The organism is Cellulophaga sp. RHA19 (assembly GCF_002813425.1).
Taxonomy (GTDB): domain Bacteria; phylum Bacteroidota; class Bacteroidia; order Flavobacteriales; family Flavobacteriaceae; genus Cellulophaga.
In genome coordinates this window covers 3,708,340-3,722,689 of record NZ_PHUL01000001.1, presented here as the reverse complement: position 1 = coordinate 3,722,689, position 14,350 = coordinate 3,708,340, and the positions used below count along the sequence as shown (strand labels likewise).

The 14,350-nt window shown below is 33.0% G+C and carries 13 protein-coding genes and 2 tRNA genes; 7 read left to right on the top strand and 8 right to left on the bottom strand.

The annotated features are described in order from the left end of the window. Positions 1 to 14 precede the first annotated feature (14 nt). Positions 15 to 695 (bottom strand): GTP cyclohydrolase I FolE, encoded by a 681-nt coding sequence (folE, locus tag AX016_RS16085; protein ID WP_100896582.1) that lies wholly within the window; start codon positions 693 to 695, stop codon positions 15 to 17. Positions 696 to 832: 137 nt separating this feature from the next. On the opposite strand from folE, the gene AX016_RS16080 reads away from it, so the two are divergent. Both AX016_RS16080 and AX016_RS16075 read left to right on the top strand, forming a co-directional pair. After that, entirely contained in the window at positions 833 to 2,632 is a 1,800-nt protein-coding gene (locus AX016_RS16080; protein WP_100896581.1) for a T9SS type B sorting domain-containing protein, read from the top strand. A 126-nt stretch (positions 2,633 to 2,758) separates the two neighbouring features. Next, positions 2,759 to 4,141, top strand: a complete 1,383-nt coding sequence (locus AX016_RS16075; protein WP_100896580.1) for a T9SS type B sorting domain-containing protein — start codon at positions 2,759 to 2,761, stop codon at positions 4,139 to 4,141. Between the two features lie 68 nt (positions 4,142 to 4,209). Here the strand turns inward: AX016_RS16075 and AX016_RS16070 are convergent, their stop codons facing one another. Then, positions 4,210 to 5,709: an OmpP1/FadL family transporter gene (locus tag AX016_RS16070; protein ID WP_100896579.1), complete on the bottom strand. Its 1,500-nt coding sequence runs from the start codon at positions 5,707 to 5,709 to the stop codon at positions 4,210 to 4,212. Positions 5,710 to 5,754: 45 nt separating this feature from the next. Next, positions 5,755 to 6,981, bottom strand: a complete 1,227-nt coding sequence (locus tag AX016_RS16065; protein WP_232732645.1) for a hypothetical protein — start codon at positions 6,979 to 6,981, stop codon at positions 5,755 to 5,757. Between the two features lie 98 nt (positions 6,982 to 7,079). Here AX016_RS16065 and proS point away from each other — a divergent pair, with 98 nt between their 5' ends. The 4 genes from proS (at position 7,080) to rpsT (ending at position 9,160) form a co-directional block, all read left to right on the top strand. Then, positions 7,080 to 8,558 (top strand): proline--tRNA ligase, encoded by a 1,479-nt coding sequence (gene proS, locus AX016_RS16060; protein WP_100896578.1) that lies wholly within the window; start codon positions 7,080 to 7,082, stop codon positions 8,556 to 8,558. 80 nt (positions 8,559 to 8,638) lie between these two features. Then, positions 8,639 to 8,710, top strand: a tRNA-Glu gene (locus tag AX016_RS16055). 80 nt (positions 8,711 to 8,790) lie between these two features. Continuing rightward, positions 8,791 to 8,862 (top strand) — tRNA-Glu (locus AX016_RS16050). Between the two features lie 46 nt (positions 8,863 to 8,908). Further along, positions 8,909 to 9,160, top strand: a complete 252-nt coding sequence (gene rpsT, locus AX016_RS16045) for a 30S ribosomal protein S20 (RefSeq protein WP_013621871.1) — start codon at positions 8,909 to 8,911, stop codon at positions 9,158 to 9,160. 267 nt (positions 9,161 to 9,427) lie between these two features. Here rpsT and AX016_RS16040 read toward each other — a convergent pair whose 3' ends face one another. The 3 genes from AX016_RS16040 to rho all read right to left on the bottom strand — a co-directional run bounded on the left by AX016_RS16040 (position 9,428) and on the right by rho (position 12,542). Continuing rightward, a complete protein-coding gene (locus AX016_RS16040) occupies positions 9,428 to 10,114 on the bottom strand; it encodes a hypothetical protein (protein WP_100896577.1) in 687 nt (228 codons plus the stop codon). Positions 10,115 to 10,120: 6 nt separating this feature from the next. After that, positions 10,121 to 10,756 carry a hypothetical protein gene (locus AX016_RS16035; RefSeq protein ID WP_157811145.1) on the bottom strand — a complete coding sequence of 212 codons (636 nt, stop codon included), beginning with the start codon at positions 10,754 to 10,756 and terminating at the stop codon, positions 10,121 to 10,123. 121 nt (positions 10,757 to 10,877) lie between these two features. Then, complete coding sequence (gene rho / locus AX016_RS16030; RefSeq protein ID WP_100896575.1) at positions 10,878 to 12,542, bottom strand: transcription termination factor Rho; 1,665 nt, start codon at positions 12,540 to 12,542, stop codon at positions 10,878 to 10,880. 197 nt (positions 12,543 to 12,739) lie between these two features. Between rho and AX016_RS16025 the strand changes: the two genes are divergently transcribed. After that, on the top strand, positions 12,740 to 13,150 hold the full coding sequence (locus tag AX016_RS16025) for a DUF4293 domain-containing protein (RefSeq protein ID WP_100896574.1): 411 nt from the start codon (positions 12,740 to 12,742) through the stop codon (positions 13,148 to 13,150). A 61-nt stretch (positions 13,151 to 13,211) separates the two neighbouring features. On the opposite strand, the gene AX016_RS16020 is transcribed toward AX016_RS16025, so the two are convergent. Beyond that, positions 13,212 to 13,403 (bottom strand): hypothetical protein, encoded by a 192-nt coding sequence (locus tag AX016_RS16020; RefSeq protein WP_100896573.1) that lies wholly within the window; start codon positions 13,401 to 13,403, stop codon positions 13,212 to 13,214. Between the two features lie 86 nt (positions 13,404 to 13,489). Beyond that, positions 13,490 to 14,323: a helix-turn-helix domain-containing protein gene (locus AX016_RS16015; RefSeq protein ID WP_100896572.1), complete on the bottom strand. Its 834-nt coding sequence runs from the start codon at positions 14,321 to 14,323 to the stop codon at positions 13,490 to 13,492. Between the last annotated feature and the right edge of the window lie 27 nt (positions 14,324 to 14,350).

Below are 14,350 nucleotides of genomic sequence, written 5' to 3'. Positions count from 1 at the left end.
ATGGCTAAAGGGGTTTAAAAGTTGGTGTCTAGCTTTATATAGTCTAAAAATTCTTTACGGGTAGCTTGTTCTTTAAATTTACCGCCGTATTCTGCGGTAACAGTGCTACTTTGTATGTCTCTAATACCTCTAGAGTTTACGCAAAGGTGTTTTGCATCTATAACGCAAGCTACATCTTCTGTTCCTAAAACCTCTTGTAATTCTCTAACAATTTGTATGTTTAGTCTTTCTTGTACTTGTGGTCTTTTTGCGTAGTAATCTACAATACGGTTCATTTTAGATAAACCAACAACCGTACCTTTAGATATGTATGCAACGTGTGCAATACCAACTATTGGTAGTAAGTGGTGTTCACAAGTAGAGTAAAGTGTAATATTCTTTTCAACCAACATTTCTCCGTATTTGTACTTGTTATCAAATGAAGAAGATTTTGGTTTTTTATCAGGATTTAAGCCTCCAAAAATATCTTTAACAAACATTTTTGCCACACGCTTAGGAGTGTCATTTAAACTGTCATCTGTTAAATCCATTCCTAGTGTAGTTAATATATCTCTAACACTGGCTTGTATTTTTTCTATCTTTTGGTCATCATTAAGATCAAAAGCGTCTTCTCTTAAAGGGGTGTTTTCAGCTGCAGATAAATGGTCGTTATCCATTTCTTCATCAAACCCTTCTATAGTGCTTTCTATTTTCATCAGCCTAAAATTTTTTAGAAATGCAAAGATATACATATTATGGCACTTAATGTTATAGTTTAAGGTGTTTGACAACATTAATTAGTGCTAAAGTTTGTTAAGGTTTAGTTTTACATATTATAAACTTTTGCCAATCTATGAAAAGGTTTTACGCAATAGCGTTTTTTTTCTTTACTTTAGGATTGCTGTCTGTTAGTGCGCAAGTATCTGCAGATTGTAGCAATGCTATACCTATTTGTAATAATACGCCAACTAATGGTGGTACAGATGGTTATGGGGTAGACGATTTTGGTGGCGCAGCAGAAACTGGTTGTTTAGAGCGTACTTTGTCTGGGGCAATAGAATCTAACTCTGCTTGGTATAGGTTTAAAACTGGAGAAGCTGGTGAATTAGGTTTTAATATTAGTTTTGATACTACAGAAGATTGGGATTTTGCATTATATAAAGCAAGTGATTGTAGTAGTTTAGGAGATCCTGTACGTTGTAATTTTTTTGATAATGATGACGGTTATGCTTTTACGGGAGTAGGAGAGGACCCAACGGGAGCAACTAATGTGCAATATGAAGATTGGTTAACGGTTGAAGCCGGTGAAGAATACTACTTGTTAATTAACAATTTTAGCAATTTAAACTCTGGTTTTTCTATTCAGTTTTCTGGACAAATATTTATAGACTACCCAAATACAGCATTAGACTGCTCTATTATTAGTAATTTATTGGGGCCGCCAATTGCAGCTTGTGATGGTGATATTGTTAGGTTAGATGCTACTACACCAAATACAGCATCATATACTTGGTACAGAGATGTAGGTTTAGGGTTTACGGAAATTTTAGGTGAAACAAATGCTACTTTAGATGTAACTACAGATGCAATGTATAGGGTAGAAGTGATTTCTAATACTGCAGATGTTTTAATAAGTGATGTTCAAATTGCTTTTTCTACAGCACCAATAACAAATTCTATTTCAGATGTTACTTTGTGTCAAGAGGATTTACCATTTAATTTAACGTCTAAAAATAGTGAAGCACTGGGTGGCCAGTCTGCATCAGATTTTATTATAAGCTACCACGCAACCCCCTCAGATGCTTTTAATAATGCTTTAAGTTTGCCAATGCAATACAATCCTGCGGTTGGTGCAACTACCGTTTATGTAAGAACAACATCAGTAAAAAATCCTAAGTGTTTTGATGTGTCTGAGGAGTTTGATTTTACAAATGTAGAGACTCCTATTTCTACAGTAGATACAGAAGTTTTTTTGTGTGAAGGAGCAACTTCGGAAACAATAGGGGAAACTAATCCAAATACTAATTATAGTTACAATTGGCAAAGTGGAGAAACAACACCTACTATCCAAGTGTTTTCAGCAGGAACCTATGTTTTAGATATTAGTTATACCAATATGGGTATTACTTGTATCAATAGCGTAACTGTAGATGTTATTGTAGGTCAAACACCATCAATCTCTACTATAATAATTGAAGATTTTAATGCGAATAATAAAGTGACTGTAGAAACTGATATTAATGGAGATTTTGAGTATCAAATTGATGGTTCTCTTGTGCAAGACAGTAATGTTTTTACAGATGTATCTGCGGGTGCACATACGGTGTCTATTATAGATAAAAACGGATGTGGTTTTGTAACAGAAGATATTGTTGTAGTGGGTTTTGATAATTATTTTACTCCCAATGGCGATGGAGTTAATGATACTTGGCAAATAGTTGGAATGGAATCTTTGCAACAGCCGGTAGTACATATTTTTGATAGATATGGTAAATTATTAAAAGAGTTGCGAGGAAACGACTCTTGGAATGGGACTTATGGAGGTAAGTTATTACCTGAGTCTGATTATTGGTTTAAACTAAACTATATAAATACTACAGGAGATATGGTCACTGCAAAACATATCAGTAGTCATTTTACCTTAAAACGATAAATTTTAACTAGAAGTAAAATTGGTATTTCGTCGATTATGCAAAAAAATATTCGATGTAATGCAATAAATTTTATTATTTGCCGCTTATAATATGGTTATGTAACATTCCAACCAAGTAAATACTTTATGCGAGCACAATATAAACTAGTTGTAGGATTTCTTTTTTTTACACTACTTAGTAACGCGCAATTTACCCCAGATTGTAGATCGTCAATACCAGTATGCGGAGATGCACCAATAAGCGGAATTGCAGATGGAAGAGGGGATATAGATGATTTTGATCCCGATGTAATACGACAAACAGGTTGTTTAGAAAAGGGTAGTAATAGCTCTGCAAACATTGAGAATAATACGTCTTGGTACGTGTTTAGAGCTTTAAAAGACGGTGTAATAGGTTTTGATATTTCTGCAGATAGTGATACGGCAGAGTGGGATTTTGCTGTTTACGGACCAGATACAGACTGTGCAAGTATAAGCGATGGTACAGCACAACCGGTTCGTTGTAATTACGAAGCTAATAATACTGCTTTTACAGGTTTAGGAACAAATCCGGAATCTGGGCAAGATGGTTTTGCTTTTGTAAAAGGTAGTAAAAACACTTATGATGAGTTATTAGATATAGCAGAAGGTGAAATCTATTATATTTTGATAAATAATTACAATACTAATTTTGATGGTGATCCAGAGCCTTTTACTTTAACTTTTACAGAAGATGTAGATGCATTGGATTGTACTTTTAGAGATGAGTTTTTGGGCTTAGATGTAGATGCTTGTGAAGGTGATCCAGATATAGTTTTAAATGCTTTTAGATCTCCAGTAGGGCCAGATGTAGCAAGTGTTGTTTGGTCTGTAGACTATGATGATGACGGTGTTATAGATGATCCAAATTTAGCTACAGGTACAGAGTATACAGTTACAAGTCCTAATACAGGTAGGTATTTTGTAGAAATAACTACAGCTTCTGGTACGCCACCTTTAGTAACAGATGATGTTTTAATAAATTTTCACGCTCCCCCAAATCCTGCAGACATAGAAATTACAGTTGTAGATTATTTAGTAGATAGAAATGTAATTGATATTGTAGTAAACGGAACAAGTAGTTATGAGTATGCTATAAATGGCGGCGAGTTTCAAGATGAAACACTTTTTCATGATGTTCCTCCAGGTCAAAACACATTGATTGTAAATGATAAGTTTGGTTGTGGTACATCTGAAGAAATTCCGTTTTTGGTAATTGGGTATCCTAAATTCTTTACTCCAAATGGAGATGGCGTTCACGATGGTTGGAATGTGCTTGGTATTGAAGAATTAGTAGATGCTAAAGTTTATATTTACGATAGGTATGGTAAATTGTTAAAACAACTTGCGCCAGGAGTAACTTGGAATGGTACATTTAATGGTAAAAAAATGCCCGAGTCAGATTATTGGTTTCGTATGGAATATGCAGAGCCAGAAGCTGGTGTAATTGTTGCAAAAACGTTACAAAATCATTTTACTTTAAAAAGATAATAATTGTATAAAGAATAAAAAAAAGCAGCCCAACGGCTGCTTTTTTTATTTAGTACTGTGTTAATTTTTTAAAAATTAACAGTATATCCTAAAGTTACATTTGTATTTGCAATATTTACTTGTGCAGGAGTAGTTAAGCCAGCATTAAATAATTGCTTGTTAACATCTTGTTCTGTTCTGTTGTAAGCAATATCTATTCTGTTAGGGCCAAATGTATATCCAAAACCTAATGAAAACCCGTTTAAATCTCCAATAGTGTTTTCATCTTCATAAGGACTTTGTTCATATCTATAACCAGCTCTTAAGCTAATGTCTTCAATTCTATATTCACCACCAAGTCTAACTGTAGAAACAGCTCCTAGCTCATTAGATATTTGATCATTAGCAGTTGCAAAACCAGAATCACTTGTTGGTTTAATTTCTGCATTGCTCATATCTTGGAACCCATAATCTAAACTAAGTAAACCATCTTTTCCAAAAACAAGTGCTAAACTACCTGTTAATTTACTAGGTGTTTTAATAGTGTATCTTTCGTATAAGTTTATAACATTAAAATTGATAAAACTAATATCGTCGTCTGCTTCATCTGAAGATATACGTTGTGATGTATCGTCTGTTAATCTGTACCAAATAGGAGACTCATAACTAGCACCAACCCTAACAACTTCATTTAACTTAGCAATTGCCCCTAAAGCAAAAGAAAAGCCATTACCTTCTGTGTGTAAGTAATTGTCAAACGTAGTTCTTGTAATAGGACCAGACTCGTATCCTGTTTCAGTAAATTCTGTGTATTTATCATACATTATACTATGGAAGTTTAAAGAAGCTCCCAAGTATAAATTATCTTGGTATTGTGTAGCAAAATCTAAAATAAATTTGCTGTTGTAACCATTGGTGTTTTCTATGTAGTTTTGATCTACAGTATTGTAATTTGCATTACTAGTGTAAGCGGTATTGTTGTCATCAGTTTCGTCAACCGGATTAATAAGTCCTCCATAGTAACCTAAAAATGCTTGTTGGTCTACAAAACCTAAGTTTTTTCCAATATCTAAATAAGCTTCTTCTAAATATTCACCGTCTCTTTTTAATAGAGGGCCAAAGGGAACACCGTTAGCATAACTTAAAAAATATTTATCTATACCTTGGTTGCTATTTCCTGATATTTCAAAATTGTTATCAAAATTTTGAACCAAATCATAATTGGCTGCAATTGCAATTTTTTTCCAGTCGGAGTTGTTAGATTTAAAAACAAGCACACCACCAACTTGGTTAATCTCTAGATCGTTTCTTGTTGCCTGTCTGTTTGTCCTAAAATAATTTGCATCATTTTTTTTGTTGTAGTTAGATAATGTTGCAGAAAACAAATGATTGTTAAAGACTGCAGCACCAGCGGGGTTTGTGTTTAAAGCAGATAAGTCTCCACCTAAAGCACCAAAAGCACCACTCATTCCTTGGTAACGGGCTGTACCTGTTAAGTTTTGTTGGTTGTATTGTAATGCATCATTTATGTTTTGTGCACTGGCAATACTACATACCAAGCCAAACGCTAAGGCGATATAATTTTTCATCCTTTGAGTTTTTATAATTAGTTTTTGTTTTAAAGTGTATCTATGTTATCTGCCTCTACCTGAAGACCTTCCGCTAGATGATCTTCCACTTGATGAAGATCTACTGCTAGATGATGATCTGCTGCTTGAAGAAGAACTTCTTGCGGACGAAGACCTAGAAGAACCACTGCTTCTTGTAGTTGTTCCTGAGCTTCTAGAGCTGTTACCAGAACTTCTGTATGTACCAGAGCTTCTTGTTGTAGAAGATGGTCTTGTGTACGTAGAACTAGATCTAGTAGTTCTTGTAGTAGTTGGTCTAGCGCTGCTGTTGCTGCTACGGCTATAAGTGTTTCCACTTCTTGTATTAGTGCCTCTGTTGTATGTGTTGCTTCTAGAGCTAGTGCTGTATCTAGGTTGCGTTCTAGTACTACGACTTGTTCTGTAGGTTCTATTACGGTTTATACCGTCTGCACTAACACCAGATCTATTACTGTATGTGTTAGATGATCTGTAACTATTATTACTTCTAGATGATGTTGCAGACTTCCCAGATCTGTAATTAACATTAGATCTAGATATGCTCGTGTTTAGGTTAGATCTGCTAGAGCGTGTGTATGTGTTTCTATTATTGGCATATATAACATTGTCATAACGACCTCTTCTGCTATTGTTGTAAGCATAAGAGTTTCTGCCGTAGCCATTATAAAATCTATTGTTGTAATATCTGTTATTGTAGTAAGGGTTGTAGTATCTTCTTCCGTAATAAGGATTGCCCCATCCGTAGCCATAACCAAATCCGCCCCAGCCAAAACTGTTATAACCTCTGTATCCCCAGTTGTTCCATCCCCAAGGACGTCCCCAAGTATTGTAGTAGCCAATACCACCGTAACCATAACCCCAAGGGTCATAAAAACCTCCGTAATTATTCCATCCGTTATCATGAATGTTTATGCTTACCTGCGTAGGGTTATCTCCCCATCCTGGATTTCCGTTGTAGTTATTTGCAACATCTTCATCTTGCACATCACTATAGTATTCGTCAACATCAGTAAATACCTCACCATCTAAAATAGCGCTGTATTCATTAGCTTGCTGGCCAAAAAAGTCCTGATATTCATTAGTGTTGTCAACAGGAGCTGTTTCTACAGTTTGCGGAGTGCTGCTAGAATATATGCCGTCGTTGTCATAATAAGATGCATCTTGGTAAGAACCGCAAGAAACAATTAATGAGCCAACTAAAAGGCTAAAAGCAACTTTTTTAATTTTTTGGATGGATTGGGAATATATCATCATATTAAATTTAATTGTTGTACAATGTAAAAATAGTTAGTTTTGTCGAACTATAATTTATTTATTGATAAAAACACAATATTTGTGCCAAACTACTAATAATGAGCAAGAAGTTAACTAAAAGAGCCGAAGATTATTCCAAATGGTATAATGAACTAGTTGTAAAAGCAGATCTTGCTGAAAATTCAGCAGTTCGTGGATGTATGGTTATTAAGCCGTATGGATATGCAATATGGGAAAAAATGCAAGCAGAGCTAGATAGGATGTTTAAAGAAACAGGTCATGAGAATGCCTATTTTCCTTTATTTGTACCTAAAAGCTTGTTTGAAGCTGAAGAGAAAAATGCAGAAGGCTTTGCTAAAGAGTGTGCTGTAGTTACACACTATAGACTTCAAAACGATCCTGATAACGAGGGTAAATTAAGAGTAGATCCTAATGCAAAGCTAGAGGAAGAGTTGGTTGTACGCCCAACTAGTGAAGCAATTATATGGAATACCTATAAAGGTTGGATACAGTCTTACAGAGATTTACCTTTATTAATTAACCAATGGGCTAATGTAGTGCGTTGGGAAATGCGTACACGTTTGTTTTTACGTACAGCAGAATTTCTTTGGCAAGAAGGACATACAGCACACGCTACAGAAAGTGAAGCAATTGCTGAAGCAGAACAAATGATGAATGTTTATGCAGACTTTGCAGAAGACTTTATGGCAGTACCAGTTATTAAAGGACTTAAAACTCCTAGTGAGCGTTTTGCAGGTGCAGTAGAAACATATTGTATAGAGGCATTAATGCAAGATGGTAAAGCTTTGCAAGCAGGAACATCTCACTTTTTAGGACAAAATTTTGCTAAGGCTTTTGATGTTAAGTTTGCGTCTAAAGAAGGAAAGCAAGAGCACGTTTGGGCTACATCTTGGGGAGTTTCAACTCGTTTAATGGGGGCTTTAGTTATGACGCACAGTGATGATAATGGATTGGTTTTACCTCCTAAATTAGCGCCAATACAAGTTGTTATTGTACCAATTTATAAAGGAGATGAACAATTAGATGCTATTTCAGAAAAAGTAAATCCGTTAGTAAAAGAACTTAGAGCTAAAGGAATCTCTGTTAAGTTTGATAATAGAGATACACACAAACCAGGGTTTAAATTTAACGAGTACGAGTTAAAAGGTGTTCCGGTACGTATTGCAATAGGTAAAAGAGATTTAGAAAATGGTACTTATGAGGTAGCTCGTAGAGATACATTAGAAAAACAAATTGTAAATGCGGATGATATTGTTGGTAAAATTGAATTTTTATTAGATGATATACAAAAGAACATTTACAAAAAAGCAGCAGATTATAGAACCAACCATATAGCAGAGGTAAACTCTTATGATGAGTTTAAAGAAGTTTTAGAAAGCAAAGGCGGATTTATATCTGCGCATTGGGATGGCACAGAAGAGACAGAGGAGAAGGTTAAAAATGAGACAAAAGCCACTATTAGATGTATTCCTATGGACGCAAAAGAAGAAAATGGCAGTTGTATGGTAACAGGTAAACCCTCTAAACACAGGGTGTTATTTGCTAAAGCATATTAATTTTCAAAAAAAATTGACTTAGGTATTGCAATAATTAAAAATAGTTGTATTTTTGCATCCGCATTACGCAAAAAGTTAATGGTCCGTTCGTCTAGGGGTTAGGACGCCAGGTTTTCATCCTGGTAACAGGGGTTCGATTCCCCTACGGACTACAAGTTCTTAAAGCAGTTATAGTTTTGTAATTAGATAAAGTTTTCTTTATTTTGTACGCTACTATACAAATGGTAATAATGGTCCGTTCGTCTAGGGGTTAGGACGCCAGGTTTTCATCCTGGTAACAGGGGTTCGATTCCCCTACGGACTACAATTTTTGGGGTGAAACCCGTTAAAAACATAATAAGAGAAATAAAATGGCAAATCACAAGTCAGCATTAAAAAGAATAAGAAGAAACGAAGCAGCACGTGTACGTAACAAGTACCAGCACAAAACAATGCGTAACGCATTGAGAAAGTTACGCGCTGAGGAGGATAAGAAATCTGCCGAAACTATGTTGCCTACAGTTATTAGTATGTTAGATAAGTTAGCTAAACGTAATATTATACACGCTAACAAGGCATCTAACCTTAAAAGTAAATTAACTAAACAAGTAGCAGCTTTATAAGTTCTATTTTTTAGTGATAATATTAAAAGCGCTCTTTTTATAAAGAGCGCTTTTTTTGTTTTGTCATTTTTGTTATCATCTTTTATTTTGATAAAACAATGAGTAGAATAGTTATATATTTAGGGCACTAAACTAAAAGTTTATAATTGTTTTAGAGCTTTTTTAAGTTTAGTAATTCTTAGCTTTTATAATTTTTTACATTGTTTAGTTAAACCTCTTCTAGCTTCTGTAATTAAGGTGTATGAGTATTAATCTAAACTGTTTGTTTTATTCTTTAACTAATTTGCGTTTCATTTTAATAAAACCATATACAAAACATAAATACATAATTATGATGAGGCTAAAATGAAGCCATCTAGTTATTATGTAACTATCCATTGTTTTTATTATTTTAAAGTGATATGATAATTTAAGAGGTAGGTAGCCTGAATAAAAAATTAATAACCCCCAGCTAAGCCAGTATAGTATATTTTTAATGGGGTCTTTTTTGTTTTGTAGCCAATCTATTTTGTTTAGGTAGTTTAGGATAATCAGTATCAATAAAAACCCACCAGTAACATAAGTTAGTATTTGTCCGTCTGTAAGGAAGTCTTGTGTAAAAATATTTGAGATACTAATTGCTATAAATAAGGAGCTTCCAATTTTTATATATTTTTTTAGAGCAAGACTATCTGTGTAGTTTTTATAAAGATTAAAAAAATATAAAAAAAATATGATGTTAAATACGTTATAAATAGGTCTATTGTAGTTTTGGTAAAACTTGGATATAGGTAACATTATTGAATCTGGATATATCCTAATAGCAATACCAATTGCTTCTGATGCAAGTGTATATGCTATTAGGATAGGATAATATTTTAATGCTGTATTGTAATATTTAGGATAACGCCATAGTGCAATAGCTAACGTTAAAGCGTAAAAAAATAAAATAATGTATAATGTTATATTTGGCATTAATTTCTAATTGTAAGGGGGTGGAAATAAACCAAATTCATTCAGAATTAAACTCTGCTCGTCATCTTCATTAAAAAATGAAATATTAGGAAAAAAAGAAGCCTCTTCTGTGGTAGTTTTCTCAAATGGTTTTATAATAAAGTTATCTTTTAAAAACTTTGGTTTGTATGTTTTACCATCTGTAATTACAGAAAATGGATACTCTTTACCGTCTACAGTGGTTGTAGGTGCTATAAAAAATGTATTTTGTTTAGGGTGCTTATATTCTTTGCTGTCCGGGTAATTAGCTAGGTAAAATCGTAAGGTGCTAATTTTTACATCTGCTTTTTTGGCTTCTTGCTCTATAAATGCAATGTAATTTTTTAAAGTTTCAAGGTCGTAATAACCATATCTAGCAACATCAAAAGTTGTACTAGGATCTAACTTGTCTTCATATTCTTGTATTAGTGGAGCTCTTCTTTTAGAGTAGCTATCAAAAAGAGTCTGAGCTTTTTTTGTGCTTATTATTTCAGAAGGTGGTTTTACTTCTTTGGCTGGTTCTGGATGTTCTTCCTGTTGCTTTTTAGGACTTTCACAACTACTAACTACTAGTATTGATAATGATAAGATAAAGTAAAAAGCTTTCATTTTATTGGTCATCATAAGTATTGGGTTTTACGGTCGCATAAATATAGTCACTTTTTTGTAGTATTCTGAAAATCAAGAAATAAAAAATCCTACTAAAATTAATTAGTAGGATTTTTGTATGTAGTAAAGTTGTTTGTTATTGATTCATTGTCAATAAAAACTCTTCGTTGTTTTTTGTTTGTTTAAAACGTTGCTCTATAAACTCCATAGCTTCTACAGGGTTCATGTCTGCAAGATACTTACGCATAATCCACATACGTTGTATAGTTTCTTTATCTAGTAGTAAATCATCTCTACGTGTACTAGAAGATGTAAGGTCAATAGCAGGGAATATTCTTCTGTTAGATATTTTACGATCTAACTGAAGCTCCATATTACCAGTTCCTTTAAATTCTTCAAATATAACCTCGTCCATTTTAGAACCGGTTTCAGTAAGTGCTGTAGCTATAATAGATAATGATCCGCCACCTTCTATATTACGAGCAGCTCCAAAGAAACGTTTTGGTTTGTTTAAAGCGTTGGCATCTACACCACCACTTAATACTTTACCAGATGCAGGTTGTACTGTGTTGTATGCTCTTGCTAAACGTGTAATAGAATCTAATAAAATAACCACATCATGGCCACATTCTACTAACCTCTTTGCTTTTTCTAGTACAATGTTAGCTACACGTACGTGTTCAGATGGTTCTTTGTCAAAGGTAGAAGCAATTACTTCTCCTTGTACATTTCGTTGCATATCTGTAACCTCTTCCGGGCGTTCATCAATTAATAATACAATTTGATAAACCTCTGGGTGGTTTGCAGCAATACCGTTAGCTATGTCTTTTAAAAGCATCGTTTTACCAGTTTTTGGCTGTGCAACGATCATACCACGTTGTCCTTTACCAATTGGTGAAAACAAATCTATAATTCTTGTAGAAATATTACTTTGCCTGTCTGCAAGGTTAAATTTTTCTTGAGGAAATAATGGTGTCAAATGTTCAAAAGAAACACGGTCACGCACAACTTGTGGATCTATACCATTAATTTTATTTACTTTAATAAGCGGAAAATACTTTTCACCTTCTTTTGGTGGGCGTACATTTCCTAATACTGTGTCTCCTGTTTTTAAACCAAATAATCTAATTTGTGATTGTGACACATAAATATCATCAGGAGAAGAAAGGTAGTTATAATCAGACGATCTTAAAAAACCATAACCATCTTGCATAATGTCTAAAACACCTTCACTAGCAATAATACTATCAAACTCAAATTCTGGTTCTTTATACCTATTTTTTAAGTCTTTATCAAAATTACTCTTGTCTCTTTGGTTTTTTTGATGTTGTGGTTTTTTGTTTTGGTTTTTGTGCTGATTGTTATTTTTTAGTCCCTGCTGAGGTGAGTTCCTATGTACAGGTTTTTTTTCTGGAGAAGTAGTTGGCTTAGCAGTTTTTGCTACGGGCGCTTTTCTAGGAAGAGGAGCTTTTTTTGCAGCTGGTTCCTTTTTTTCTTCTTCAGTAGTTGTTTCTTCTTTTGCTTTTGGCTTAGGCTTTTCTCTTAAAACGCGCTCTCTTTTTACAGGGCGTGGTTTAGGTTTTTCAGCAGTTTTTGCCTTAGCAACAGGTTTTTCTTCAGTTTTTTTAGGTTCTTTTACAACAACTTCTTCTACCGCTTTAGGGTTAGCTGCTTGTACATCTAAAATTTGATAAACTAAATCTAGTTTTTTTAATGTTTTAAACTTAGGAACATTTAAACCTTTTGCAATATCCTGTAACTCAGGAAGCTTTTTTGCTTTTAAATCGGAAATCTCAAACATGTAATGTTGAATAAGTTATACTTTGTTGAAAAATATGAAATCTTGAAGTGTGTAATTTGGGTACTTATTTGGACTTGAAAGTCCCTGTCGGTAAGCGATATTACTAATATTCTGTAGCAATATTACAAATTATTTTTAATATTTCATTGATAAATCTTAAAAAGACGCTATTTTTGTTTTTTCAAAAAAAGAAAAAAATGATTCAGAGAATACAAACTGTTTTTTTATTAGTAGTAGTTGTCTTGGCAGCTGTGCTTCCTTTTTTTGCTAGCTTATGGACATTAGACAACGGAACTATTATTTTTGCTAGAGATGAAATGTACATTTCTATTGCTTTTTATATATCTGCTATATTAGCTTTTTTGTCCATTTTATTATTTAGAAATAGAAAAAATCAATTTGTTTTAAACAGGTTGAATATGATATGTAATCTTTTTATACTAGGATTTTTCGTTTCCCGATCGCTAAACTTATCCGGAGAAACTGTTGTTTCTGAGAAGGGTATTGGGATGTTGATTCCACTATTTTCTATCGTATTTTTAGTGTTAGCCAATAGGTTCATTAAAAAGGATGAAGATCTTGTAAAATCTGTTGATCGCTTGCGTTAAACCTAACATCTTAGTTATATTAGTGCGTAAAACCCGGGGTTGTTCCCGGGTTTTTTACTTTTTATACCTTTTCATAATCGTATAAAAGCACTTTTCCGTTTTCTGGGTCAAAATAAATAGTTATTTCTTTATCTAAATTGTTAGACGTTATTTTATACGTCCAAACATTAGTAATTGCTCCCTTTGTAGGAGAGCCAAAAAGGTTAAGAACTTCGGTTTTAGTTCTTCCTTTTAGTTCAATATCATTAATCATAAAAGACTATATATGGGTTTGGTTTAGTAAAATTAAATATTGATTCTTATAAAAAAGTATCAAAATCAAACCATAGCATATAAAAATCAAAGAATAACAGTTCTGTATTCTAAAGGAGATTTACCTGTGTTTGTTTTAAAAAACTTGCTAAAGTTATTTGGATAGTTAAAACCTAAGCAATATGCAACTTCAGATATATTTAAATCTGTATTGTAAAGCATATTTTCTGCTTCTGCAATTAATTTTTCTTTTATGTGAGTAGATGTAGATTTACCTGTAATACTTTTTACAGAGTCGTTTAAATGATTAATATGTATAGATAAGTTTTCTGAGAAGTCTTTAGGAGATTTTAAAGTAATACATGTGTTTGTATTTTTTATAGGAAACTGTTTATTTAATTGTTCAAAAAACAAAGAAGTAATTCTAGATGCTGCACATTTAGGATTGTTGTTTTCTGAATTTGTCTCTAGTTTAAGAGCTTCATGTATTAATAAACTTATATAGTTACTTATTACAGCATCTTTATTTTTATAGCTACTTTTTAATTCTGCTTCTATTTTTTTGTAAATAGTTGTAACGTGTTTTTCTTGCTCATTATTTAAATAAAAAATATTATTGGATCCTAATTTAAATAAAGGACATTTTTTTTCTAAATCGTTTGTGTTTTTAGCTAAAAAAGTAGGGTTAAATAAGCAAGAGTATCCTATTTGTTCATCAGATATGGGTTCCCATTTGTAAACTAATGACGGATTTGTAAAAACTAAAACTGTTTTATCTATAGTTATAGTTTTACTAGGGTAATGTAATTTACTTTTGGGGTGAATAATACATATTTTATAAAAATTTTTATTATTATGTATTTCAGGGTCTACTTTGTAGGTTTCTAAATCTACAACAGTAATTTTAGAGTTATTAATCATAAATTGGGGAAAATATGTGGTTAATAA

Coding starts and splice junctions, on each gene's coding strand:
- folE (WP_100896582.1), bottom strand. CDS start 695: ATGAAAATAGAAAGCACTATAGAAGGGTTTGATGAAGAAATGGATAAC.
- AX016_RS16080 (WP_100896581.1), top strand. CDS start 833: ATGAAAAGGTTTTACGCAATAGCGTTTTTTTTCTTTACTTTAGGATTG.
- AX016_RS16075 (WP_100896580.1), top strand. CDS start 2,759: ATGCGAGCACAATATAAACTAGTTGTAGGATTTCTTTTTTTTACACTA.
- AX016_RS16070 (WP_100896579.1), bottom strand. CDS start 5,709: ATGAAAAATTATATCGCCTTAGCGTTTGGCTTGGTATGTAGTATTGCC.
- AX016_RS16065 (WP_232732645.1), bottom strand. CDS start 6,981: ATGATGATATATTCCCAATCCATCCAAAAAATTAAAAAAGTTGCTTTT.
- proS (WP_100896578.1), top strand. CDS start 7,080: ATGAGCAAGAAGTTAACTAAAAGAGCCGAAGATTATTCCAAATGGTAT.
- rpsT (WP_013621871.1), top strand. CDS start 8,909: ATGGCAAATCACAAGTCAGCATTAAAAAGAATAAGAAGAAACGAAGCA.
- AX016_RS16040 (WP_100896577.1), bottom strand. CDS start 10,114: ATGCCAAATATAACATTATACATTATTTTATTTTTTTACGCTTTAACG.
- AX016_RS16035 (WP_157811145.1), bottom strand. CDS start 10,756: ATGATGACCAATAAAATGAAAGCTTTTTACTTTATCTTATCATTATCA.
- rho (WP_100896575.1), bottom strand. CDS start 12,542: ATGTTTGAGATTTCCGATTTAAAAGCAAAAAAGCTTCCTGAGTTACAG.
- AX016_RS16025 (WP_100896574.1), top strand. CDS start 12,740: ATGATTCAGAGAATACAAACTGTTTTTTTATTAGTAGTAGTTGTCTTG.
- AX016_RS16020 (WP_100896573.1), bottom strand. CDS start 13,403: ATGATTAATGATATTGAACTAAAAGGAAGAACTAAAACCGAAGTTCTT.
- AX016_RS16015 (WP_100896572.1), bottom strand. CDS start 14,323: ATGATTAATAACTCTAAAATTACTGTTGTAGATTTAGAAACCTACAAA.